Annotated in this window: 21 protein-coding genes and 1 other annotated feature (1 of these 22 only partly in view); of the genes, 14 read left to right on the forward strand and 7 right to left on the reverse strand. The window is 39.8% G+C overall.

Annotated features, from left to right (window positions below; genetic code table 11):
* Positions 1-114 (forward strand) — a binding site (T-box leader) (it extends 106 nt beyond the left edge of the window).
* A 42-nt stretch (positions 115-156) separates the two neighbouring features.
* From thrS to qoxD, 5 genes are all read left to right on the forward strand, one after another.
* A complete protein-coding gene (thrS, locus tag BN988_RS11505) occupies positions 157-2,073 on the forward strand; it encodes a threonine--tRNA ligase (RefSeq protein ID WP_036576941.1) in 1,917 nt (638 codons plus the stop codon).
* Between the two features lie 502 nt (positions 2,074-2,575).
* Positions 2,576-3,505, forward strand: coding sequence for a cytochrome aa3 quinol oxidase subunit II (gene qoxA / locus BN988_RS11510; RefSeq protein WP_036576943.1), 930 nt, complete (start codon positions 2,576-2,578; stop codon positions 3,503-3,505).
* Between the two features lie 170 nt (positions 3,506-3,675).
* The gene (gene qoxB, locus BN988_RS11515; RefSeq protein ID WP_036576945.1) at positions 3,676-5,622 is read left to right on the forward strand and encodes a cytochrome aa3 quinol oxidase subunit I; all 1,947 of its coding nucleotides are present in this window, start codon (positions 3,676-3,678) and stop codon (positions 5,620-5,622) included.
* Positions 5,622-6,218 (forward strand): cytochrome aa3 quinol oxidase subunit III, encoded by a 597-nt coding sequence (qoxC, locus tag BN988_RS11520; RefSeq protein WP_036576947.1) that lies wholly within the window; start codon positions 5,622-5,624, stop codon positions 6,216-6,218. The genes qoxB and qoxC overlap by 1 nt, the downstream gene beginning before the upstream one ends.
* Positions 6,219-6,503, forward strand: a complete 285-nt coding sequence (gene qoxD, locus BN988_RS11525; protein ID WP_036576949.1) for a cytochrome aa3 quinol oxidase subunit IV — start codon at positions 6,219-6,221, stop codon at positions 6,501-6,503. It begins immediately after the preceding gene.
* Positions 6,504-6,553: 50 nt separating this feature from the next.
* Here the strand turns inward: qoxD and BN988_RS11530 are convergent, their stop codons facing one another.
* Together BN988_RS11530 and BN988_RS11535 are read right to left on the reverse strand one after the other, a co-directional pair.
* A complete protein-coding gene (locus tag BN988_RS11530) occupies positions 6,554-6,799 on the reverse strand; it encodes a hypothetical protein (RefSeq protein WP_036576951.1) in 246 nt (81 codons plus the stop codon).
* 192 nt (positions 6,800-6,991) lie between these two features.
* Complete coding sequence (locus tag BN988_RS11535) at positions 6,992-7,222, reverse strand: hypothetical protein (protein WP_036576954.1); 231 nt, start codon at positions 7,220-7,222, stop codon at positions 6,992-6,994.
* A gap of 354 nt (positions 7,223-7,576) precedes the next feature.
* On the opposite strand from BN988_RS11535, the gene helD reads away from it, so the two are divergent.
* From helD to BN988_RS11550, 3 genes are all read left to right on the forward strand, one after another.
* Positions 7,577-9,898, forward strand: a complete 2,322-nt coding sequence (gene helD / locus BN988_RS11540) for an RNA polymerase recycling motor HelD (RefSeq protein WP_036576956.1) — start codon at positions 7,577-7,579, stop codon at positions 9,896-9,898.
* A 209-nt stretch (positions 9,899-10,107) separates the two neighbouring features.
* A complete protein-coding gene (locus BN988_RS11545) occupies positions 10,108-10,509 on the forward strand; it encodes a hypothetical protein (protein ID WP_036576958.1) in 402 nt (133 codons plus the stop codon).
* 495 nt (positions 10,510-11,004) lie between these two features.
* Positions 11,005-11,379 carry a hypothetical protein gene (locus tag BN988_RS11550; RefSeq protein ID WP_036576960.1) on the forward strand — a complete coding sequence of 125 codons (375 nt, stop codon included), beginning with the start codon at positions 11,005-11,007 and terminating at the stop codon, positions 11,377-11,379.
* 94 nt (positions 11,380-11,473) lie between these two features.
* On the opposite strand, the gene BN988_RS11555 is transcribed toward BN988_RS11550, so the two are convergent.
* The gene (locus BN988_RS11555) at positions 11,474-13,054 is read right to left on the reverse strand and encodes a peptide chain release factor 3 (protein WP_036576961.1); all 1,581 of its coding nucleotides are present in this window, start codon (positions 13,052-13,054) and stop codon (positions 11,474-11,476) included.
* A 716-nt stretch (positions 13,055-13,770) separates the two neighbouring features.
* On the opposite strand from BN988_RS11555, the gene BN988_RS11565 reads away from it, so the two are divergent.
* From BN988_RS11565 to BN988_RS11590, 6 genes are all read left to right on the forward strand, one after another.
* On the forward strand, positions 13,771-15,123 hold the full coding sequence (locus BN988_RS11565; protein ID WP_036576963.1) for a cytochrome ubiquinol oxidase subunit I: 1,353 nt from the start codon (positions 13,771-13,773) through the stop codon (positions 15,121-15,123).
* The gene (locus tag BN988_RS11570) at positions 15,120-16,133 is read left to right on the forward strand and encodes a cytochrome d ubiquinol oxidase subunit II (RefSeq protein ID WP_036576964.1); all 1,014 of its coding nucleotides are present in this window, start codon (positions 15,120-15,122) and stop codon (positions 16,131-16,133) included. Before BN988_RS11565 ends, BN988_RS11570 begins: the two co-directional genes overlap by 4 nt.
* A 22-nt stretch (positions 16,134-16,155) precedes the next feature.
* The gene (gene cydD, locus BN988_RS11575; protein WP_036576965.1) at positions 16,156-17,886 is read left to right on the forward strand and encodes a thiol reductant ABC exporter subunit CydD; all 1,731 of its coding nucleotides are present in this window, start codon (positions 16,156-16,158) and stop codon (positions 17,884-17,886) included.
* Entirely contained in the window at positions 17,886-19,598 is a 1,713-nt protein-coding gene (cydC, locus tag BN988_RS11580) for a thiol reductant ABC exporter subunit CydC (protein ID WP_036576966.1), read from the forward strand. Before cydD ends, cydC begins: the two co-directional genes overlap by 1 nt.
* A gap of 479 nt (positions 19,599-20,077) precedes the next feature.
* Entirely contained in the window at positions 20,078-20,422 is a 345-nt protein-coding gene (locus BN988_RS11585; RefSeq protein WP_036576967.1) for a PadR family transcriptional regulator, read from the forward strand.
* Positions 20,412-20,924 carry a DUF2812 domain-containing protein gene (locus BN988_RS11590; protein WP_036576968.1) on the forward strand — a complete coding sequence of 171 codons (513 nt, stop codon included), beginning with the start codon at positions 20,412-20,414 and terminating at the stop codon, positions 20,922-20,924. Before BN988_RS11585 ends, BN988_RS11590 begins: the two co-directional genes overlap by 11 nt.
* Before the next feature lie 13 nt (positions 20,925-20,937).
* On the opposite strand, the gene BN988_RS11595 is transcribed toward BN988_RS11590, so the two are convergent.
* From BN988_RS11595 to BN988_RS11610, 4 genes are all read right to left on the reverse strand, one after another.
* Complete coding sequence (locus BN988_RS11595; RefSeq protein WP_036576969.1) at positions 20,938-21,513, reverse strand: 5' nucleotidase, NT5C type; 576 nt, start codon at positions 21,511-21,513, stop codon at positions 20,938-20,940.
* A gap of 9 nt (positions 21,514-21,522) precedes the next feature.
* Positions 21,523-22,623 carry a bifunctional diaminohydroxyphosphoribosylaminopyrimidine deaminase/5-amino-6-(5-phosphoribosylamino)uracil reductase RibD gene (gene ribD / locus BN988_RS11600; RefSeq protein WP_036576970.1) on the reverse strand — a complete coding sequence of 367 codons (1,101 nt, stop codon included), beginning with the start codon at positions 22,621-22,623 and terminating at the stop codon, positions 21,523-21,525.
* The gene (locus tag BN988_RS11605; RefSeq protein WP_036576971.1) at positions 22,616-23,368 is read right to left on the reverse strand and encodes a GTP cyclohydrolase II; all 753 of its coding nucleotides are present in this window, start codon (positions 23,366-23,368) and stop codon (positions 22,616-22,618) included. The genes ribD and BN988_RS11605 overlap by 8 nt, the downstream gene beginning before the upstream one ends.
* 148 nt (positions 23,369-23,516) lie before the next feature.
* Positions 23,517-24,107 (reverse strand): TetR/AcrR family transcriptional regulator, encoded by a 591-nt coding sequence (locus BN988_RS11610; protein WP_036576972.1) that lies wholly within the window; start codon positions 24,105-24,107, stop codon positions 23,517-23,519.
* Positions 24,108-24,210: the final 103 nt, after the last annotated feature.

Consider the following 24,210-nt stretch of genomic DNA (forward strand, 5'->3'; position numbering starts at 1 on the left):
TTGGGGAAAGTAGAGTAACCAATACCGTCTACGCTGCGTTAAAGCGTCCAAAGCCAATGAAGTATTTCATTGGGAAGTTGGGTGGAACCACGAGTAAACGCACTCGTCCCTTTATTGGGATGAGTGCGTTTTTTAATATCTAAAGGAGGAATTTTTATGGAGAAAATAAGCGCTCAATTTCCAGATGGGCAAATCAAAAGCTATTCAAAAGGGATTACAGTTAGGGAGATTGCCGCATCCATTAGTGCAAGTTTGGCAAAGAGAGCGATAGTAGGGAAGGTTGATGGGCAGCTTGTAGATATGGCGCAGCCTCTTGTGAAAGGTGGTCCCTTATCTATTTTAACACTAGAGGACGAGGAGGCATTAGGTGTGTTGCGTCATAGTACAGCACATATCTTGGCACAGGCATTAAAACGCTGCTTTAATGAGGTTAAATTAGGGATTGGACCAGTCATTGAAGATGGCTTTTATTATGATGTTAAGCTAACAAAGAGTTTATCACATGAGGATTTGAAAATGATTGAGAAAGAAATGAACAGCATTATTAAGGAAAATTTGGAAATAAAACGGAGGGTGTTATCGTATCAAGAGGCGAGAGAGCTATTTGAACAAAAAGGGGAATCCTTTAAGCTGGAAATCCTTGGAGATTTGGATGAGGATGCTGAGATTTCCATCTACCAGCAAGGGGAGTTTGTCGATTTATGCCGTGGACCACACCTGCCACGAACTGGTTTGGTGAAAGCCTTTAAACTAACACATGTGTCCGGCGCATACTGGAAGGGTGATCAGAATAATGAAGTCATGCAGCGAGTGTATGGGGTAGCGTTTCGTAAAAACAAAGAGTTGGAGGAATATCTTCAATTACGTGAAGAAGCGGAAAAACGTGACCACCGGAAGTTAGGGAAACAACTAGAGCTGTTCATGTTCTCAGAGGAAGCACCAGGGATGCCATTTTACTTGCCAAAAGGTCAAATCATCCGAAATGAGTTAGAAGCATTCTCGAGGGAACTACAAACAAAAGCTGGTTATGAAGAAGTTCGGACACCATTTATGATGAATCAGCGGTTATGGGAACAATCTGGCCATTGGGATCATTATAAAGAGAATATGTATTTCTCTGAAGTAGACAATACAAAATTTGCGATGAAACCAATGAACTGCCCAGGCCATATGCTCATTTTCAAAAATAATTTATATTCCTATAGAGACTTACCAATACGGATGGCAGAATTTGGCCAGGTTCACAGGCATGAGTACAGTGGTGCCTTGAATGGAATGCTTCGAGTTCGTTCCTTTTGCCAGGATGATGCCCATCTCTTTGTAAGGGAGGATCAGATTGAAGAGGAAGTCAAGGCTGCAATTCGGTTAGTGGATGCTATGTACCGGGCATTTGGCTTTTCATTTACTGTGGAGCTATCAACACGTCCAGAGAAATCTCTCGGGTCTAATGAGCTCTGGGACCATGCAGAAGATTCTTTAGAAAATGTGCTTAAGCAAATGGGTGTCGCATACCAGGTGAATGAGGGAGATGGTGCGTTTTATGGTCCGAAAATTGATTTTCACATAAAAGATGCATTAAAGCGAAGCCACCAGTGTGCCACTATTCAACTCGATTTTCAAATGCCGGAAAAATTTGACCTCACATATATTAACGAAAAAGGGGAAAAGGAGAGGCCAGTGGTTATACATCGCGCCATATACGGCTCAATTGATCGTTTCTTTGGAATTCTTATCGAGCATTTTGCCGGGGCATTTCCTGTCTGGCTGGCACCTGTGCAAGTGCAATTACTTCCTGTTGCTGCAGTACATGTAGATTATTGTCTAAAGCTTCAGGGTGAATTGCGGCAACAAGGAATTAGGGTTCACATGGATGAACGTGATGAGAAGCTAGGATACAGAATAAGGGAAGCACAAATAAAGAAAGTTCCCTATGCACTTGTCATTGGAGATGAAGAAATAGAGAGTGAAAATGTTACAGTACGACAATATGGCGTGAAAGAAACAGAGCAAGTGGCCTTCCAGAAATTTAAAGAGTTACTGGAGGAGCAAGTGGCGAAACGAGTATTGTGGTAACTTTTGGACGAAGCGTCTGGTTTAAAATATATTTAGAAAGGATCGTCATTTTGGTACAAAAAGAGGCCAGCCTTATAGGGTTGGCTTTTTTTACGGAAATTAGTAGATATTGATGGCGGAGGTTTTGTTTTTGTGAGAAGGGGGAGTGAATAGACAAAAGGATATCCAATACCACAAAAGCGAGTGAATCGACTAGAAACGCCTCCCAATCAACCACAAGAGCTAGTGAATCAATCAGAAATGCAATCCAATCAACCAAGCTAACGCTGCAATTGAGCTAACCTGTCAGGGCTAATGTTCTCTCCTAAAAGTGCTTATGAAACCCCATTTGTAAAATGTTCACTTTTTGTTCTAATTTCCATGAACATTTTATGACAGAAAATACTTTTTAATTGTTTTTCTCCTTATCTGGTATTAAGATAATACTATGTTTGTGAAGTTTGTAACAATAATAGTTTTGTAGTTTTAGAATATAGCTAATTTATAAGGAAGGAGTATCTCTATGAAAATAAAATGGATGATACTAGCAGCTATCCTCACTGTACTTACTGTATTAACAGGCTGTGAGCCATTAGCTGTATTGGATCCAAAGGGACCACAAGCACAGACGCAGGCAGATGTTATCTTACTTTCCATTGGAATTATGTCGTTTATTGTCATTGCAGTCTTTGCAATTTTAATTTTTATGCTGGTTAAATATCGTGCGTCTAAACAGCCGGAGGATTATAAGCCGCCACATATTGAAGGTAATGTATGGGTTGAGGCAATCTGTGTAGGGATTCCTGTTCTGATTGTAGCCTATCTTTCTTTTGTATCGGTAGAGAGTAACTACAAGGTTGAAGCAACACCAGAAGGGTATGATGAAGAACCACTCGTTGTTTACGCATCTTCTTCTGATTGGAAATGGCATTTTAGCTATCCGGAAGAAAACATAGAAACAATGAATTATCTTTATGTACCAACAGATCGCCCGCTTGAATTTAGATTGTATTCATACGGCCCAATAAGTGCTTTCTGGGTACCACAATTGGGTGGACAGAAGTACGCGATGTCCGATATGGTAACAACGCTTCATCTAGCGGCAGATGTTCCTGGTGAATATTCTGGTAGAAATGCTAACTTTAGTGGGGAAGGATTTGCAGAGCAAACGTTCAATGTAAATGCCGTCTCGCCAGATGAGTTTGATGAATGGGTGGAGGAAGTACAAACGACTGCAGACCCAATAACAGAAGATAAGTTTGAAGAACTTCTGGAGCCAGGCCATCTTGGTCAGCAAACCTTCACAGGTACACATCTAGAGTTCATGCCTGCACCAGAAGGGGAGCATGGTGGTCATAATCATGGTGGAGATTCAGAAGAAAGCCATGATGAGCATTCTGACCATTCAGATGAAGAACACAGTGACCATTCCGAGCAAGATCATGAACACTAATTGAAAGTAATGTCCTAGTTTTAAACAATAAGGTCGGCGTGTGTCAGCGTATGTGCTGCCATGCCGGCCTGAGCATGTGAAGTTTTTTAAGAGAAAAGGCGGTTGACTATTCGATCAGTCCTTTTTAAATGGAGTTTCACTTTATAGCAGGTTTGAAAGGAGTAAAAAATATGGAGTTCTTTGAACGTTTTGCGATACCTCATCCAAGTCCGATTATATATGCCTCCATGGTTGCAATTGGGATTACCCTACTTGCAATTATCGCTGGTTTAACGTTCTTTAAAAAATGGGGTTATCTATGGCGCGAATGGCTAACAACCGTTGACCATAAGCGTATTGGTATTATGTATTTAATTTCTGCGCTCCTTATGCTTTTCCGTGGAGGCGTTGACGCACTGATGATGCGTGCACAGTTAGCTACACCGGACGCTCAGTTGCTCGACTCGCAACATTATAATGAGATATTTACAACACACGGTGTTGTTATGATCATATTCATGGCAATGGCGTTTATTATTGCCTTAATGAACTTTGTTGTACCATTACAGATTGGTGCGCGAGATGTAGCATTCCCGCGTTTAAACGCACTAAGCTTTTGGCTTTATTTTATGGGCGCGATGCTATTTAACTTGTCCTTTGTTATTGGTGGTTCACCAAGCTCTGGCTGGACATCATATTTTCCGTTGGCAGGTAATGAGTTTAGCCCGTCGGTCGGAACGAATTACTATATGATAGCCATTCAGATTGCGGGTATAGGTACCTTAATAACAGGTATTAACTTTATTGTAACAATTCTTAAAATGCGTGCACCAGGCATGAAACTTATGAAGATGCCGATGTTTACCTGGTCTGCACTGATAACCAACTTAATTATTACCTTTGCATTCCCTGTTTTAACTGTTGCACTTGCAATGGGAACAATGGACCGTTTATTCGGCACGCAATTCTTCACAACAGGTAATGGTGGAATGGATATGCTATGGGCCAACCTGTTCTGGGTTTGGGGACATCCGGAGGTTTATATTTTAGTGCTTCCAGCATTCGGTGTTTATAGTGAAATCATTTCTACCTTTGCAAGGCGTAATTTATATGGATACAAATCGATGGTTGCTTCAATGGTAATTATCTCGCTTCTATCGTTCGTAGTATGGGTCCATCACTTCTTTACGATGGGTCAGGGAGCGATGGTTAACAGTATATTCTCTATTACCACAATGGCGATTGCTGTTCCAACAGGTATTAAAATCTTTAACTGGTTATTCACCTTATATAAAGGGAGTATCCGATTTACAGTACCGATGATGTATTCACTAGGATTCTTGCCTATCTTTACAATAGGTGGGGTAACAGGTGTTATGCTTGGTATGTCAGCTGCTGATTACCAATATCACAACACGATGTTCCTAGTAGCGCATTTCCACTTAGTTATTATTCCAGGTGTAGTATTTGCGATGCTGGCCGGTCTAACGTACTGGTGGCCTAAAATGTTTGGCTTTATGCTAAACGAACGAATTGGTAAGTGGGCATTTTGGTTTATTTCAGTCGGTACATGTGTAGCATTCTTCCCGATGTTTATATCCGGGTTGGATGGTCAGGCACGCCGTATGTATACCTATTCTGAATCCACAGGCTTTGGCTTCTGGAATATGGTGTCATTTGCTGGCGCAGTGATGTTAGCTATTGGGTTTATCATAATTGTTTACAATATCTATTACAGTACTCGCTATGCTTCAAGAGATATCGGAAGCGATCCTTGGGATGCGCGTTCTCTTGAATGGGCAACAAATACACCAGTACCGGAATATAACTTTGCTGAAGTTCCTCAAGTGAATTCAAGTGAAGCATTCTGGGATTCAAAATATAACGGCCATAAGCTATTTAGTGGAAAATTGAAGGAAATCCACATGCCGAATAATAGTGGTGTACCATTTATTATGAGTTCACTGTTCTTTGTTCTTGGGTTCTCCTTTATATTTAGCATATGGATTGGTGTTGCTATTGCCTTGTTAGGTATTGTCGCATGCTTAATTCACCGTTCCTTTGAGCAAGATCACGGGTATCACATACCTGTTGAGGAAATTGAAAAAACAGAATCTGAATTGCGAGGTGGAAAATAATGAAATTGGATCACTCGCAGCCGTTAGAGTATAGCTCTGAACAGGGCCGTTTAAATATATTAGGTTTCTGGATCTTTATTGGAGCAGAAATAATGCTCTTTGGTACTTTGTTTGCTTCCTACTTTACATTAGAAGGTCGTCATGGAAGTGGACCGAGTGGAGCAGAAATCTTTGAATTGTCACCAGTATTAATTGAAACAATTTTACTGCTTACAAGTAGTTTTACCGTTGGTTTAGCGGTGCATGCAATGAGGCTTAAAAACAAGAAAGCGATGATGACGTTCTTTATCATCACGCTTGTTCTTGGTGCAGGGTTCCTTAGTATGGAGATCTATGAGTTTAATCATTACATCCATGAAGGAGCTGGCATAACAGTAAGTGCCTTCACGTCTGCATTGTTAACAACGATAGGAACACACGGATTACACGTTACATTAGGCTTGTTCTGGGGAATATTTATCCTGATACAAGTTGCAAAACGTGGGTTCACACCTGAAACTGCAAATAAATCCTTTATATTCTCTCTTTACTGGCACTTTCTAGATGTTGTTTGGATCTTTATTTTCAGCTTCATCTATCTGAAAGGAATGATGTAAATGAAGGAATTATTTCCACTAAAACAGGTAATGGGATTTGTATTTTCCCTTGTCTTAACAGCCGTTGCTTTATTGGTATACTTCGTAGATATGTCGTTCGCATTAGGCATGACGATCTTACTTGTTACAGCGTTTGTTCAAGCAATGTTGCAATTAATGGTGTTCATGCATGCTAGAGAATCAGAGGATAGTGGTTTAATTCTATCCAATGTTTATTACGGTGTTTTTATTGCAGTAGTGACAGTCTTCGGTTCATTACTAGCATTAATTTGGGGATATATGTAAGGATTACGAAAGGAGTGCTCGTTTAAGAGCACTCCTTTTTTAATAGTAATTCACTCTGAATCTTTGGTTTTAGACTCTAACCTACCATAACGTTCTTTCAACTTTTCTTCTGTCCCAACAAAAAATACACCCATCAAGAAGAGAAAAACTGCTCCCATTACGGTTCCGATACCAACACCAGTCCAAAGGCTCCTATCACTAATGAAAAAGCCATATAAGAATATTAATATGCCTGCTGTCAAGATGACAGCGCCAGTATATTTGACGGCACGTATAATTTTAATTCGTTGTTTCATTTTTATCATCCTTCCCTGTTAAATTCTTTCTATGGTGTAAGAGGCTAAAATAATTTAAACTTCTCTACTTAGACTCTACCCGTTTTACAAGAAAGGAAAAACAGAGATTGGAAAAACAACACTTAAAAACGGAAATATGTATAGGAAAGTGTATAATTTTTTCCAAACAAAAAGGAACGCCTGATGCGCTCCCTATTTAAGGATTTTCGGTTTGCTAAATTTTTCTAAAACCTCTTCCGTTGCTACAAAAAACACACCCATTAAAAAGATGAATACTGCCCCCATGATTGTACCAATGCCAATGCCTGTGATTGCACTGTAATCGCTTACGAAAAATCCGTATAAAAAGATGACGATCCCAAGTGTAAGTACAATTGACCCTGCAATTTTAACGGCATTTAACATTTTCTTACCTGTTTTCATAGAAATCATCCTCCCATAATTATATTATTCACCTTGTTCACAAAGTTGTCAAATAGTTTGTGTCAAAAATGTGAAATATATTATGGTGAATGGGTTTTCGAGTTCAGTATTTTGAAAAAAAGTACAAAAAAAGTAGCAAACAACGGGTTTGCTACTTTTACTTAAATGTATAAAGGATAGTTTAATCGACAAAAAACCTAAAAAAGTAACTATTGCAGTGTACCGTAAAAGATGGTAAGCTTAGTTAGTTACTTATTTGTTAATCTTAATGTATATTATCTCCAAATATATTGTATCATTAACGATAAGTAAAGTCAACTATATATATTCCGAAAATGAACTGGAGTTGATGTAATGAGCGTGGGACCAAAGGATCGAATGGAAGAACAAGAACGTATAGATTATGTGCTAAAGGAAATCGAGCGTAAAGAAACAGCATTATATTCTAAGGCGACGGGTTTAAAGGAAGATGTAATCGAACTAAGAAAAACCTTTTGGGACGATGTTACCGTCAACCTTGACGAGCCGGATGATGTCATTGAAACACAAGCCAGTATAAAACAGCAGGCCGAATTTTTAGCAGAAAAAGAAAGATTTCATGGAAAAATTGGTGATGAGCTGAAAGTATTAAAGCGAATGAAGAAGTCTCCATATTTTGGTCGAATTGATTTTAAGGAACACGGAGAGGATCAGGTAGAGAAACTCTATATTGGAATATCTTCTTTTTTGGATCGACAGGATGAAGATTTTCTTGTTTATGATTGGCGTGCACCTATATCCAGCCTTTATTACGATTATGCTTTGGGTAATGCTTCATATAATGCCGTGAACAGTGCAATAGAAGGTGAGATATCATTAAAACGGCAATTTATTATTCGAGACGGCATACTTAAAGGCCTATTTGATACTGGACTCACGATAGGGGATGAAATGCTTCAAGAAGCACTCGGACATAATGCAAGCACGGACATGAAAAACATTGTAGCTACCATACAGAAGGAACAGAATAGGATTATCCGTGAAGAGCGCAGTAAATTGTTACTTGTTCAAGGAGTGGCTGGTAGTGGAAAAACTTCTGCAGCACTTCAACGGATTGCTTACTTAATGTATCGATACCGAGAGGAGTTAAACCCTGAAAATGTCGTTCTTTTTTCGCCAAACCCTTTATTCACTGGGTATATTCGCAATGTTCTTCCAGAGTTGGGGGAAGCGAATGTAAGACAGACCACTTTTCTTGAGTATCTACGAGAGGGAATTGGAGAAGGCTTTACTGTAGAATCCCCTTTTGAACAGATGGAGTACGTACTTACAAAGGAGAACAGTGATGCTTATCAAACTCGACTTAGTAGTATGGAATATAAAGCAACATTGGACTTCAAGAAGCTGATTGACAACTATGTAGAGAAGCTACGGATAGAAGGGATGCAATTTAAAAATATTTCCTTTCGTGGGGAGATATTAATCTCCAAAGAGGAGATCAGCGAGTACTTTTATTCACTTGATGAAGCTATAACACCTGTCAATAAAATGGAGATCGTTGCCAAATGGCTGCAAAGTGAGCTAAAGCAGTATCAAAGGCTGGAAGTGAAAAAGGATTGGGTAATGGAAAAGGTCGAGTTGCTTGATAAAGAAGCGTATTTAAAAGCGTATTATGAAGCTCAAAAATTAGATGAGGATATGTTTGTGAATGAGGAGAAAGTCCTTCGTAAGGCAGTAGTCAGAAAGATGTTCGGTACTTTGCGCAAACAAATAGAGGATTTTGATTTTGTGCACGTTGCGAAAAACTTCCGACTGCTGTTTTCAACAACAAGAGAGCTGGAAAATACTCCGAATAACTGGAATGCGATTTGTGAGCAAACGATACATGACTTTTCCAATAATCACCTGACATGGGAGGATGCAGCACCATACCTTTATTTTAAAGGTAAACTCATTGGGGATAAACAGGAGCGTGCAGTCCGTCAGCTATTAATTGATGAAGCGCAGGATTACTCATCCTTTCAGTTTGCTTTTATTAGACATCTCTTTCCTTATACTCGCATGACATTACTTGGTGACATCAACCAGGCTATTTATGTTAATGTAACAAAGGAAAATCCGCTTGTACCCGGCATACAGGAATCTGAACACGAGCGAATTACACTTACAAAAAGCTATCGGCCGACCAAACAAATAACAGAGTTTACTAAAGCATTTGCTCCTGGTGTGGAAGAGATCGAGGCATTTAATCGTGATGGTGCCAAACCCACGTTAATTCGACTAACCGATCCGTCCCACAGCTCCCTTGCTATTCTAGCAGAGAGATCTGCTTATTTAGAGAAAGGGCATGAGATGATTGCGGTTATTTGTAAAACAGTACAGGAAACAGAGCGTGTATACAAGGAACTAAAAGAAGCCGTACCTGTTACGCAAATAACCGAAGAGACATACGGTTTCTCTAAGGGTTTCATTGTGCTCCCAGTATATTTGGCTAAGGGTATTGAGTTTGATGCTGTAATTATACCTGACGGCTCTTCTAGCAATTATAAGGAAAAGGATCGAACATTGTTTTATACAGCTTGTACAAGAGCGATGCATGATTTGACAATCATTTCCGGCGAAGAACCGTGTCACTTCATCAAAGAGGCGAAGGTAGACACGTACGAAATGTTAGAGGACGAGATTGAAAAAATTTAAATTAACTTTTAAAATAACATAGTAATTAGCAGGCCAAATCAATGTGATTTGGCCTTTTCTTTTTTTACATATAGGGTGAGTACTGCTAATCTCTGATGAAGATATTATAATTTTTTTGAAATTTGTAATCAAATCGTATATAGTACAACGTAAATAAGCAAAGTAAGATCGTTGCATAACGGGTAGATTTCTTAAAAGGAGTTGGGAGAATGGAAGAGACATTATTAGATGATTTTAAAGAATTTCTAGAGGAGTATAGGACATCTTGGAATAGTGTAAATCCAGAGAGGATGTCAGCTCATCAATCAAAGGACTTAGAAGTTAGGTGGGCTAACCCCGAGGCAATCGTTTCAGATTGGGGAGATGAGGAAGCCAAGCAAGGTTGGAACGAAGCGTATAAGCAATACCAAGGGAGGAATCCCGAATGGCTATTTGAAGATGTACTAATCGAGATCAACAAGCAAAAAGAAGGTGTCGCAGTATTTTGGGTGGGTTTCAAGGTTGATGGAAAAATGACCAATGCAAAATTGCTTTTTATAGAAACTTTCCGTAAAGAAAATAGTAAATGGAAAAAAATTAGAGAATATGTTGAAAATAGCTTTGCTAGTTAGTGGCTATTTTAGCAACGCCTAGACACATAATAAAACTTTTAATCGATCGGGTACTTGATAATGGAATGCAAGTACCTTTTTTGTTGCTGTTTTTTGGAATCCACATGAAATTGTTTTTTCTATGTTGTTCATAATTCCGACATAATTACCATAATCACCCCTTATAAGCACAATTTAAAAAGGATTTCATTTTATTGTTTTTTTCTAATAACCGATAGTAAAAGAAAGTTCTCTAATTGGTAATATTTGGACAGTTGATAAGAGAGAGTTTCTACATACATAATTACATAGGTTAATGTTATGATTGTCTTTGGGCCTAATCTAGTGGTTTATAATTAATCTGTAATAGTTGGCAAGAAAAACCTCTATGAAACTAGAGGACACTGGCCCAACAAAAATTGAAGCAAATATTGAACTTATATGCAGGGATTCCTAATAGCAATTCATGCAGTACACATATGATTAGATTTATTATGAAAAAAGAGGGGAAAAGTGATGGAAAAGTACGAAATGAAAATTTACAAGGACGTGCTATTTTTTAAGTATTATGAAATGGCTGAGACTGTCGAAGAAGCAGAACAGCAGGCGGAGGAAGTAAAACGCGTATTAAGTCAGCCTGGCGTTACTAAATTTCTAAATGATAATAGCGCTATCCACAATTCAAAACCTGAGGTAAACGTAGTATGGGGTGAGTTAATGAGCTGGATTGGTAGCAATGTTGAAAAAACCGGTACCATCGCAACTAATGAGGCATGGAAAAATCAGTTAAACCGGCTATCTAAAAGTGCGGGTGCCTATGATTCGCTACGTGCCTTTTCTAGTCTGGAAGAATCTCTAGAGTTCATGGGGATTCCTGATTTTAAAATGTAATAGCACCTTCAACATACTCGTTAAGTTTGCACATGAAAAAGGACTGCCATTTGTCTTCCCGACAAAAAGGCAGCCTTTTTACTATACTAAATTTTTATTGATTATATTGGTTGGATTCAAATAAATCAATGAGTTCAACCTTTGGGTATTTATCATGGAACCAATTTAAAGCAAAATCGTTTTTAAATAATGCTACATAATTGCCCTCTCTGTCTTGCACGAGCATACTACGCTCATCGAAAATAGAGGGGTCTAATTGGTCTTCATTTAACCATCTTGGGATCCGCTCACCGATAGACTCTAGCATAACCTCCGTATTATATTCCGCCTTCATTCTATGTTGGAATACTTCGTATTGTAATTCTCCAACAGCACCAATAATACGTGCATCATTGCGATACCCTTTAAATAATTGAATAGCCCCTTCTTGAACAAGCTGCTCAATACCTTTGTTAAACTGTTTTCCCTTCATAACATTCTTAGCTGTTACCTTTTTATATAATTCTGGTGGAAATTGAGGGAGTTCATCATAATCAAATTGTTTTTTACCAGAAACTAACGTATCTCCGATTCGGTAGATATTGGGATCATAAATTCCAATAATATCACCAGCATATGCTTCCTCAACCGTATCTCTCGATGAAGCAACGAATTGCTGGGTCTGCGAAAGCTTTATCACTTTGTTGGCCCTAGCCAGCTTTACACTCATACCACGTTCGAATTTTCCGGAGCAAACTCGCAAAAACGCCACGCGGTCCCGATGTGCAGGGTTCATATTTGCTTGAATTTTAAAGATGAATCCTGAAAATTCTTCCTCATCAGGTTGGATAAGCCCCTCTGTCGATTTCCGTGGGACGGGGGCAGGAGCCATGGAAATAAACGTGTCAAAGAATGTTTGAACACCAAATGGTGCAAGAGCACTTCCGAAAAATACAGGTGTCTGTTCTCCTGCCATTACAGCGTCAAGGGAGTAGGAGTCCCCAGCTTCATCAAGTAGTTCCAATTCATCTTTGGCGACCTTATAGCTTGATTGGGAACGTAACTCTGCATGTTCTTCATTGTTTAAAGCCTCATAGGGAATGGAGTTTTCCTCTTCATTTCCATTAAATTGAATAAACTGCTTACCTTGACGATCAAAAATACCAAGGAATTGTTTTCCCATGCCTACTGGCCAATTCATAGGGTAGGTTTCGATGTCGAGTACTTCCTCAATCTCTTCCATAAGATCAAGTGGCTCCCTGCTTTCACGATCCATTTTATTAATAAACGTAAAAATAGGGATTCCGCGCATGCGGCAAACCTTAAAAAGCTTCTTAGTCTGCGCTTCGATTCCTTTTGTTGCATCAATGATCATGACAACACTGTCTACTGCAGTAAGTGTACGGTACGTATCCTCACTAAAGTCTTCGTGTCCAGGTGTGTCCAAAATGTTGACCTGGAAATCTTTATATGGAAAATTCATTACACTGGATGTAACAGAAATACCACGTTGTTTTTCTATTTCCATCCAATCTGAGGTTGCGTATTTGCCTGTCTTTTTCCCTTTTACTGTGCCTGCTGAACGAATCAAATTGCCAAATAAAAGCAACCTTTCCGTTAGGGTTGTTTTTCCCGCATCTGGGTGGGAAATGATGGCAAACGTCCGTCTCTTTTGCACTTCATCTTGTAAGCTCATATATAAAATCCCTTCTTTAATATAGTTTTAATATAAGTACGTTGTTTCACGGGATTTTTTACATTGGATGATTCTCCTTTAACTGATCTTTTTATATGATAGCAAACCATGCCTCCTTTCAACAAGCTTATTGGTGTGAAGGTATATTATCGGGTTCAATCAATCATAGAAGAGGCCCAATCAACGACAATGCTAATTCAATCAGTCATAGAAGGGGCCCAATCAACGACAATGCTAATTTAATCAACCATAGAAGGGGGCCAATCAACGCCAATGCTAATTTAATCAACCATAGAAGAGGCCCAATCAACGACAAAGCTGTTTCAATCAATCATAAAAGAGGCCCAATCAACGACAAAGCTGTTTCAATCAATCGTAAAAGAGGCCCAATCAACGACAAAGCTGTTTCAATCAATCATAAGAGTAGCCTAATCAACCACCGACATCAAGTTCTACTTAATCAAGGTGTAGAGTGTATGATAATAGGGTACATGGTTAAAAATAAAAACAGCTTGTCAGCATGGGCGTGAGGAATGTCACGTGATTGTCATTACCGTGTACACATTAATGCAGGAAACTGCGTTATAATTTAGTGGTACACCGTAAATGAACAGTATATACCGTGCTTACTTGCTGGCGTTTAGCTTGTGAGCTTTTAAATAGATGAAAGTTTGATCAGTACTGAGCAAACTCTTTTTAATCAGGGAGGTTTACGCATGTTTGATTTGGATCCGGTTTTGATGAGCCGATTAATTACTGCAATGACATTAATATTCCATATTATATTCGCCACGCTTGGTGTTGGTGTTCCGTTACTTATTTGCATTGCCGAATTTATCGGAGTGAAAAAGAATGACCAACATTATAGAATGCTGGCAAGACGTTGGACACGAGGTTTTGTTATTACCGTAGCAGTTGGGGTTGTAACCGGAACCGCTATTGGACTACAGCTATCCTTAGTGTGGCCAAATTTCATGCAGCTTGCTGGTAATGTTATTAGCCTTCCTTTATTTATGGAAGTATTTGCATTCTTCTTTGAGGCAATCTTTTTAGGAATTTATCTTTATACATGGGATCGTTTTAAAAACCCGCTAACTCACTGGTGGTTTTCTTTGCCGATTGTTATAGGAGGGGCGTTATCTGCGTTTTTTATTACCACAGTGAATGCCTTTATGAACACACCAGATGGTTTCACGATGGAAAATGGGCAATTTACAAGCATTAACCCGATTGAGGCAATGTTTAATCCGGCCACCACCTCAAAAGTTATTCACGTATTGAGTTCTTCTTATCTTACCGTTGCTGCAATTCTTGCTACGATTGCAGCCTTCAGTCTACTTAAGAAGAAACAATCGGAATATCATAAAAAAGCACTGAAGCTGACAATGACTCTTGTGTTTGTGTTTTCTATACTGACCGCTCTTGCTGGTGATATATCTGCAAAGTTTCTTGCAGAACATCAACCAGAAAAGCTTGCTGCTGCAGAGTGGCATTTTGAAACAGAAGAAGGTGCTGACCTTGTGCTTTTTGGTTGGTTGAATAATGAGGATAATCCAGTTGGTGCAATCCGTCTGCCTGGACTTTTAAGCTTCTTAGCACATGGTGATTTTGAGAGTGAAGTTACCGGGCTGAATGAAATCCCGGAAGACGAAAGACCACCACTTTGGGTCCATTATATGTTTGACTTGATGGTAATGATCGGTATGTTCTTAATCGCTGTTTCCTTGCTCTATATTATCGTAAGCAGAATAAAGAAATGGGATCAGCACAATAAATGGATGGTTCGACTTCTTTTCTTATCAGGACCACTCGCGATGCTTTCAACAGAGTTCGGTTGGGTTTATGCAGAGGTTGGAAGACAGCCATGGATTTTGCGTGGCTATATGACAGTTGATGAAGCGGCCACCACATCGCCACAGATCGGTCTTATGTTTATCTTCTTCCTGGCTCTGTACATTGTTCTCGGAACATTGTGTGTCATAGTGCTACGAAAGCTCTTTAAGGGGAAACCGGCAGAGGAAGAGTTAGAGAAGAGGTACCCAACGATTGAAGAGGGGGATAAAGAATGAGCTATGAAATAATTGGAATTACAGTTCTGTGGATCTTTTTGTATGGATACCTTATTGTAGCATCTGTTGATTTCGGCGCTGGCTTTTTTGCCTATTATGCGAAGATCACAGGGAATGACCATATCATTAATCAATTGATCTCGCGCTATCTCTCCCCGGTCTGGGAGGTAACCAATGTATTCTTTGTTTTCTTCTTTGTAGGGATTGTTGGTTTCTTTCCAGATTCGGCATACTATTATGGGACAGCATTACTCGTGCCCGGAAGTATTGCCATTATTCTACTGGCAATTCGTGGTTCTTTTTACGCGTTTGAGAATTATGGATCGAAGCGAAGTAATGTCTACATGTTTTTATACGGAGCGACAGGCTTACTAATCCCTGCCTCCCTTTCCACCGCGATGACTTTGTCTGAAGGTGGATTTATCTCCGAGAGTGGAGGAACTGTTTCTCTAGACTATCTTGCTTTATTTACAAGTCCTTACTCTTGGAGTGTGGTGTTTCTAGCGCTTGTTTCTGTTCTATACATCAGTGCTACTTTTCTTGTATATTATGCAGCACGGGCAGATGACCAAAAAGCACTACAGTTGGTTAGAAAGTATGCCCTATTTTGGGCAACGCCTACGATTGTTGCGTCCTTGACCACATTTATTGCACTGGGGCAGCATAATGAAGTGCATTATGATAAGATGCTTGATTTATGGTGGATGTTTGGTCTATCGGTTGGGTTCTTTATGATCGCCATGTGGCTTATCTATATTGGGAAATACTATGGATGGGCATTTATTAGTGTTATGTTGCAGTTTTTCTTCGCATTCTTTGGGTACGGCGCAAGCCATTTACCATATATTTTGTATCCTTATATTAATATCTATGACAGTGTTACCTTTGAATCTACAGCAATTGCACTCATTATTGTCTTTATCGCAGGACTTTTACTACTAATACCTTCGCTAATTCTATTAATGAGATTGTTCCTGTTCAATGCCGATTATGTAAAAGGTAAAAAATAAGCTCCGATTGGAGATACGTCACATGGATAAGTTAAAAGCAATGATGAAACAACAAAAAAAACGTATGGCTTTACTGGTTTTATTTGCTCTAATTGCCGGTACGATGGTTATTGCCCAAGCGTATCTTCTAGTCATCATCATAGAGGATGCCTTTTTGGGAGATGCAAACTTAACAGACGCGCTCCCCTGGCTAGGTATCCTGCTATTGGTTTTGCTTTTTCGAACGGGTTCTACCTATTTAAGTGGAAGAACAGGGGTGAAAATTGGTGCACATGCCAAGGCGGAATTCCGCCAATCCTTGTTACATCAATATAAAGTAACCCCCGTTCAGGCTTCTATAACAGGACAGTCCGGTGGAAAAGTAAGTATTCTAATGGATGCTGTCGACGAAGTGGAAAGCTATTTTAGTTCCTATATTCCACAGGTGATTCAATCTAGTCTCATTCCATTGCTTATTCTAATCGTGGTATTTACACAGCACGTGAATTCGGGGCTCATTATGATCATCACTGCTCCGTTTATTCCCATTTTTATGATTATCATTGGGATGCAAACCCAGAAAAAATCGGAAGAGCAGCTGGACAAACTGGCATCATTTTCGGGTGGTTTTTTGGATACCTTGCAAGGCTTAACCACCCTTAAGCTTTTTGGCCGTGCTCGAAAACAAAAACAAACCATTGAAAAGAGCAGTTTGGGTTTTCGTGATGCGACGATGGAAATTTTAAAGGTTGCTTTTACTTCTTCTTTTATGCTGGAACTCATCTCCATGCTAAGTATCGGAATTATTGCTTTAGAAATAGCCCTGCAACTTATTCTTTTCGACGGGATTACGTTTTTTGTAGGATTTTTAATCCTAATTCTTGCGCCAGAATTCTACACTTCTCTTAAGGAATTAGGAAGCGCATTTCATAATGGTCAAAGTAGTATCGGTGCTGCGAAGAAAATTGCCGAGGAGCTAACAGAATCCGACAATGAAATCACATGGGGCGAAAAAGAGTTCCCAGAAGGGCATCAACCACCGAATCTGAAACTGAACCAAGTTAGTTTTAGCTATGGTGTTGATCAATTTCATTTGTCTGCTATTGAAGCTAGTCTTCCGCCTTACTCTTCGGTTGCGATCGTAGGCAGAAGTGGCTCAGGAAAATCTACATTACTGCATTTGCTAGCAGGACTATTACCATTGTCAGGGGGTAATGTTTTTGCAGATGGTAGCCCATTAAGCGACTATAAGGAATCGGAATGGTTTAGTAAACTGAGCTACATATCACAGCATCCTTATATATTTTCAGGCACCTTTGCGGAAAACATAGCAATAGGCTCAACGAATGATGTTTCCAGAGAGGCCATTCAAGCGGCTGCAGAGCAAGCGGGTATTATGGATCTCGTCCAATCACTTGAGAAGGGCTTGGATACACGAGTGGGAGAAGCAGGTAGAGGGCTTTCCGGTGGAGAAAAACAACGTTTAGCACTGGCCAGAGCTTTCCTTAATCAGCCCTCCCTTATCTTGTTTGATGAGCCAACAACGGGTCTGGATCTGAAAACCGAACGGATTTTACAAAACTCGATTAGAAAACTTTCGGAGAATGCAACAATCATAACCGTTGCACACAGACTTCATACAATTAAGAATGCTGATCAGATTCTTTTCCTTGAGGAAGGGAAGTTAGCTGGTAAAGGGACACATGAAGAGCTGGTTGCAAGCCTTCCAGCATATGCATCAATGGTTTCCGTACAGCAAGGGGGCACAGCCTGATGAAGGACTTAGCTATCGTTACAAAATTAATGATGTTTGAAAAAAGAGATATTTTCTTGTCGATTCTGGTAGGGTTCATTGCAGGGATAGCTGGGGTCGGGCTGTTTGCAGCTAGTGGATATTTAATATCCAAGGCAGCGCTTGCTCCCCCTTTATATGCCTTAATTGTATTGACGTCTACCGTAAAGCTCTTGGGCTTCACAAGGGCCTTGACTCGCTATGCAGAAAGGTATTTCTCTCATCGTGCGACGTTTACCATTCTAAGTAATTTGCGTGTGTCTTTTTTTGAAAAGATAGAGCCACTCGCGCCTGGTATCTTTCAGAAATATCGAAGTGGGGATTTACTTGCAAGGATAGTGGGCGATATTGAGAGCCTGCAAAACTTCTTTCTGCGCGTCTTCTACCCACCTATTGTGCTTGTCTTGGTCTTTTTAAGCACACTATTTTTTACCGCATTCTTTTCAATTTATGCAGCATTTGTCTTATTTTTAGGTCTTGTCATGACAGGATTTGTAGTCCCTGCCATTTTTGCCATAAAACAGCGAAGGATCGATCAGGATGTTCGAGAAAATCGAGCAGTGCTTTCGACAGATGTGACAGAATATCTCTATGGATTCCGTGACCTGAAAGTCTACCAGCAGCTTGAGAGTCGAGAGGAACAGCTGTTACAATCCTCGGGGCAGTATATTAAGGAGCAAGAGGTAGAAGGAATTAGTAAACTGTTTAGCCAATCATTAAATACACTTGTTTCTCATATCATTACAGCCATTGTGCTTGGGCTTGGTGTCTATTTAGTTGCAAATGGAAGCCTGGAGGGCGTATTACTGGCAATGCTGGTAATGATTTCGATCACTGTTTTTGAGGATGCTTCCCCGATGGCAGCTTTTCCTATCTACTATCATGACAACCAAAGAGCAGCACGTAGGCTGTTTCAAGTTGTAAAAGAGGACAAAACTGCTGCTAATGATTCAAATCTTTCTTCTATTCCAGATGAGGTGCCTTCTGTAAGCATGGATAGTGTGACGTTTACCTTTGAAGACGAATGGAGACCGACGTTGAAAGATATTAGTTTTGAACTGGAAAAGGGAAGTAAAACGGCTATAGTCGGTCCGAGTGGTTCTGGTAAATCAACGATTCTTCAGCTTATTTTAAAGTTGTATGAACCCGTACAGGGAGACATTCAGCTAAATAATCTTTCTCTTTCATCATCTAACAAGGAATCCATTTGGAGTCTGGCCAATGTTGTGTTACAAGAAAACCACTTTTTCTTTGGCACCATCAAAGAAAATCTACTGTTGGCAGGTGACGATCTAACAGATGAACAATTAACGGAGGCGTTACAGCAGGTTAACTTAAATAGATTTTCCTTGTCTGATGAGGTACTTGAAAAAGGCGCTAACCTTTCCGGTGGAGAGAAGCAGCGACTCGCTATTGCCAGGGCTTTGCTTAAAAAAGGTAAGTTGTGGCTTCTAGATGAGCCTACATCTTCCGTTGATGCACTTACAGAGAAGTCGATCCATGAATGTATTTTGCGGCAAGCAGAAAAGGATACCTTAATCCTTGTCAGTCACCGTTTGGCTGGGATGGAAAAAATGGACCACATCCTCGTTATGGATCAAGGGGAAATTGTGGAATTTGGCTCTTATGAGGAGCTCATGGATAAAAAGGGATACTTTTATGAAATGAAGGAAATTGAAAGTAATTTGTTATAGGATAAAGTAAAGTCCGGGAAACCGGGCTTTTTTCTTGTTGTCTAGGAAATTATAAAATTCGTAAGCTGTGGATAACAAAACAACTGAAGTAGCTTCGTCCAGCTCCAGCACCCAGAAACTAGGCGACTTCACGAAATCGCTCTACGATAAAGAAGACTTGCCGATTGGTGTTAGCCAGAGGCCTAGTCGCACTTATACCCTCGGGTGAAAAGAAGACTTGCCGATTGGTGAAAACCAGAGGCCTAGTCGCACTTATACCCGGAGGGTGAAAGTCATCATCGGTTCGATACCTCACCGTGATTCCTTTATCTCAGTTGATTCGCTCCACTCGCTACGTTTCTAAACGGGCGCTTGCGCTTTTGTTCCGTAATTAGTGGCAATTATAAAAAACTCACGTAAATTAGGCTTGAACGGGAGCAGTTTCCATGCTAATATATCGTTATACGATACATCGACTATCGATGTAATGAGGTGAATAAATGAAGCAGCCGGAGGATTTCTTACCCTTATCCCAGGCAACATACTATATACTTTTATCATTGAGAGTGAAACGACATGGCTATGGCATCATGCAGGATGTAGAAGAAATTAGTCAAAGTGAAGTAAAGATGGGTCCGGGAACGTTATATGGTGCCTTAGGTAAACTAGAAAAGCAACAAGTCATACAGAAGGTTACCGTGGAATCAGATGAACGCAGAAAATACTATGCCCTTACAGAACTGGGAAAACAGGTTTTACAGAAAGAATATATAAGGTTAAGATCTTTAGTAAACAATGCTACAGATATAATTGAGAGGTTGGAGGTTGAAGAAGATGGCTATTAGGAAATTTCGTCTATTCCTTGCTTCTGGACTGGAAAAAGAAGAGCAATGGCTCACAGCAATGTCTGCAAAAGGGCTCCATATGAAAAAATACAAACTAGGCTTTTATACGTTTGAAGAAGATAAAAACAAAGCGTTTGTTTACCAAATAGATTTTCAGAGACTTGCAACAGGCGATTATATTCAACTTTATGAGGATGCTGGATGGAATTATGTAGATCAGTCAATTGGACTGTTCCACTATTTCCGTACGGATGCTTCAAATGAAGCGGTTCCTAAAATTTATTCTGACTATGAATCGGTAATGGAGACCTATAAAGGAATGATACGCTTCTACCTAATCATGTTTGCTTTTTTATTACTATCTCAGGTTGGAGCGTTAGTCACTTGGAAGGGATATGCTTTACAAATCTTCACCACGGCATTTGCAGGTGTAGTCGTTGTCCTGTATATTTATATGCTTATCGCACTTAAGCGAAAAATTAACTTTTATAAAAGAAATTGAAAGCAGGCATTCATTAAGGATGCCTGCTTTCAATTAATAAAATAAATTCTTTCCACTCGTACAACCGGATTGCTTGGGTGAATTCTCGATTATAGGATTGGTCTTTGATTACTAAGGTTGTTGGTTCTTCCTGTAATGTGTTTAAAACAGCAGGTTTATCATCCACATAGTAATCGAGCTCCAGGTTCTGAATAATGTTTACTTTTTCATGGTCATTCATGCCGTAGAAGAAAGCATCGTCCTTTACAGGGAAACCTTTCTCTTTCATCCAGGCTTTTGTCCGTTCACCATGGGCCATAGGTCGTGCTGTAATGTAGTAGATCGTATGCCCTTTTCCTTTTAATTCGTTTAGAACCTCAACAGCACCCGGGAAGGCGGGGCAATCAGTATAATAAATTGACTCTAAAGATTGCTCCCACATTGCTTTACCTTTTTTGTCATTTAACCCAAAAGGCTCGTGGATCTCCACTCGCTTGAGGGCGTGAAATGCTTCAAGGGGTATCTGCTTTCCGAGCTTTTTATTATATATATGAAAGGCATGTGCTCGTAAGTTAATTAAGGTGTCATCAATATCAAAACCAAATTTCATCCATATCCCTCAGTTCTTTTCGCCATGAATAACTGGGTAGCCGGTAATTTTCAGGTCGCTCCCAATTGTCTCCACCTGGAGGTTGTTTAGCTCGATGGCATCCTGCATCTCTTCCGCACCTGTTCCTCCAAGGAAGGAAGGGGCTTGCTGACCACCAACTAGTTTTGGTGCCATGTACACGACCAGCTTATCGACAAGCTGATGCTCTATAAAGCTTGCATTTATAGTAGCTCCTGCTTCAACTAATAGTGAAGAAATATTCTTTTTCCCCATATAGTCCAGCACTTCTACGGGATGAATATAATCCCTTTCTAGCACAATGACGTGAACGCCATTTGCCTCTAGTAACTCTTTTTTTTCCTCATTATAACGGCTTGTCGTAAAAACCCAGGTTTCCGCTTTATTATCTTTTACTAGCTGACAGTCTAGTGGGATTTTTAAGGTGGAATCCAGTACAATTCTAATTGGATTCTTTCCATTTGGAATTCGTGCGGTTAGGGCAGGGTTATCCTCTAGTACAGTGTTAATTCCAGTAAGAATGGCCATATTTTCATGTCGCAATCGATGGACATCTGTGCGAGCTTCCTCTGATGTGATCCATTTACTGCTATTGGTGTGGGTGGCGATCTTTCCGTCAAGGGAGGATCCAACCTTTAAGCTAACAAATGGCCGTTGCGTAACAATATATTTGTTAAAAACTTCATTTATTTTAACAGATTCTTGTTCGCAAATTCCCGTGATTACCTCGATGCCGGCCTTTTTCAGAATGGCAACTCCATTCCCTGAAACTACTGGATTTGGATCAAGGGTGGCAACCACCACTTTTGCAACGCCTGCCCTAACAACAGCTTCTGCACAAGGTCCTGTTCTGCCGTGGTGAGAGCAAGGTTCAAGGGTGACGTACATTGTCGCACCTTTCGCATGCTCACCAGCCATACGTAGTGCATGAACTTCTGCATGCGCTTCTCCAGCTTTTAAATGGCTGCCAATTCCTACGATGCGACTTCCATTAACGATGACACAGCCTACTAGTGGGTTTGGATCTGTTTGTCCTTTCATTGCCTTTGCTTGGTTTAAAGCAAGCTCCATGTAATAGCTATGATCAGTCATTCAAACACGTTCCTTCTTCTAAGTGTCCGGACTTAGTTACCTTTGTCTCTAAATATTTTTTGTTGTATTCCGATACATCTCCCCAAAGCGGTGTTCTACCTGAAAGCGGGAGTCCAGCCTTTTCTAATGCTTCCATTTTTTTCGGATTGTTTGTAATGAGCGTAACTGCTTTGCTTCGTAGTTGTTTTAATACGTGGATGGCATCATCATAATCCCTTGTGTCATTTTCAAACCCGAGCTGTTCATTTGCTTCCACGGTATCATAGCCACTTTCCTGAAGAAGATATGCCATGGCTTTGCTGAACAACCCAATACCCCGGCCTTCGTGATTAGCCAAGTAAAAGAGCGCTCCTGCTCCGTTTTCTTTGATACGCCTCATAGATTCTTTTAATTGAAATCCACAATCACAGCGCTTGCTACCAAAGATATCTCCTGTGTGGCAGATAGAGTGCATCCGGATAAGTGCTTCATCTGCATTGGCAAAGTCTCCGTAAACCAAAACACTTGATTGCTGGTATTCGGCTAGATTAGAGGATGCAAGCTTTTCTATGATATGCTCATAGTCTTCAGTTACTTCTTCTTGGCTCAGCCAGCAATACCATTGAAATACTGTCGTTTCGCCATATAAATTAACGGGCAGCTGAATGGGCCCTACTAAGTAGATTGCCTTATCCTTTTGTTTGATAAGCTGTATTTTGTCTTTCAGTATTGAATAAGCATGATGATCATGTTTCATTTCTTCCATTGTTAAATCTCCCTTCACTTTCAATAAGTATAATGAAATTAAGCGGTTGTATCAATTTTCTGTTCTCGTGTATTTGTTATTGTATGTGAAAGGAAGGGCGCCCGTATACGCGAGGGTATCAATCAAATACCCAAACAAAAGGAGAGAATCATTTCTCTCCTTTGTTCCCAACTATGCCGTAAAACAATATGTGCATGATATCTTCTGTCAGAGGTAAGATTTTTGTATAGACGTCTTTTTTTTGCATGTATTCGTTCATCATTTGAATATAGAAGAAAATGGCTTCATTAGAGATAGCAGGATCAACATAACCTTGAGCTTTCCCTTCATTGAATAAATTCATCATCTTCGGAATAGCTTCTTTGGTCATCAGTTTTGCCATATAGCCATCCCCTGTTGTATATGCTTTCATGAAATGCTGATAAAAATTTTCATGGATGTTATTGGCTGACCTTTTTTTATTAAAGATTAATCGTTTAATCTTTTCTGGGAAAGGGAGATCACTTGTCAGAATAACATCTGCCTCCTGCCACGCCTTGTCCACATAGTAGTGGATGACCTCTTCAACTAATCTATCTTTGTTTTTAAAATAGTTATATATCGTCACCTGGGAGACACTAGCTTTTGTGGCAATTTCGTTCATGCTTACCTTTTGAACGCCATACTCTAAAAATAAGCTTAGGGAAGCCTCCAGGATGCTTTGCTTTTTGCGTTCGCGGCGTCGTTCAAATCCGTCCATTTGTTTCACCTCTTTCTAAAGTGTATAAAAAAATATGTAATAAAACAACAAATATATTTCATAAGTTATTGCAAAGCAGGTGTTGTTTATATATTATGAACTA

It is taken from the genome of Oceanobacillus picturae, from assembly GCF_000612865.1.
In the GTDB taxonomy this organism is placed as follows: Bacteria; Bacillota; Bacilli; order Bacillales; family Amphibacillaceae; genus Oceanobacillus_B; species Oceanobacillus_B jordanicus.